We start from the raw sequence: 1,144 nt of genomic DNA, 5'->3' as shown, positions 1-1,144 counted from the left end.
GTTCCAGAGCGGCGGCGCGGGCCGTACGGGCGCGGAGCCCACGGGACGCGCGGCGCTGGCCCGCGACGCGCTGCTCGTCGGCGCCGACCCCGGCGGCGTACGGTTCCTCGACCGCGCCCTGCGCGGCCTGTCCGCCTCGCTGACCGAGGCCGCCCGCCCGCTGCCCACCATCTACGCCGCCTGGCTGACCGACGCCGACCTGTACCTGCAGCTGGCCGGCGTGGCCGGCGAGCCGCCGGCCCCGTGGCATACCGGGCAGGACCAGACGTTCTGGCGCATCGACCGCGCCGACATCGAGAGCTACCCGCAGCCCGAGGAGGGCGACGACGCCGCCGCCCCGTACCCCGGCCTCGCCAGCCTCGGCACCCGCGAGGAGGCCCGGCTGCTGCTCAACCTGGAGGCCGTCCCCGGCATCGCCGCCGTCAAGGGCGCCCCCGCGGACCGGCTCGCGGTGCTGTCGTCGATCGCCGCGGAGCTGGCCACCAACGGGTGGTCGGACCGGATGTCGGTGACCGTCGTCGGCTTCGGCGAGCGGCTGACGGAGCTGGCGCCGACGCGCGTGCGCTATCTGGAGGACGTACCGGCGCTCATCGAGGTCATGGAGGCCGAGTCCGCGCAGCGCGCCAACGCGCTGGGCAACGCGGGCCACGAGAGCGTGCTCACCGGCCGCGCCGGGCAGACGGGGCGTACGCAGTGGGCGCCGCACCTCGTCATCGTCGCCACCGAGCCCACCGCCGCCGAGGCCGACCAGCTCGCGCACCTCGCGGGCGGCTCCTCGCGCCTGGGCATCGGCTACCTCGTCGGTACGGGCCAGGAGGAGCTGAGCGGCGCCTCCTGGGAGTTCGAGATCACCCGCGACGGGCGGCTGCGCGCCCCGCTGCTGGGCCTGGAGCTGGCCGCGCAGCGGCTGCCGCAGGAGCAGCACGAGGCGCTGGTGGAGCTGTTCTCCCAGGTGCAGGCCGAGGGCGCGGCGACCAGTGGCACGGACGGGCGCGGGATCTCCGTCACGCGCGCGGCGGGGGAGGTCGGCTTCACCGTGGACCTGTCGGAGCAGGGGCGGCCCGCGGTGTACGCGCGGCTGCTCGGCTCGTACGAGATCGCGGGCCTGACCGAGCCGGACGGCCAGCGCAGCCCGCTGCTGCGC

Annotated in this window: 1 pseudogene; it reads left to right on the top strand. The window is 76.7% G+C overall.

Annotated features, from left to right (window positions below):
• A pseudogene (locus H5J30_RS34730) lies at window positions 1-1,144 on the top strand (hypothetical protein); the annotation flags it as partial.

Source organism: Streptomyces phytophilus, assembly GCF_013870535.1.
Classification (GTDB): domain Bacteria; phylum Actinomycetota; class Actinomycetes; order Streptomycetales; family Streptomycetaceae; genus Streptomyces; species Streptomyces phytophilus.
This window is presented reverse-complemented; position numbering and strand designations above follow the sequence as displayed.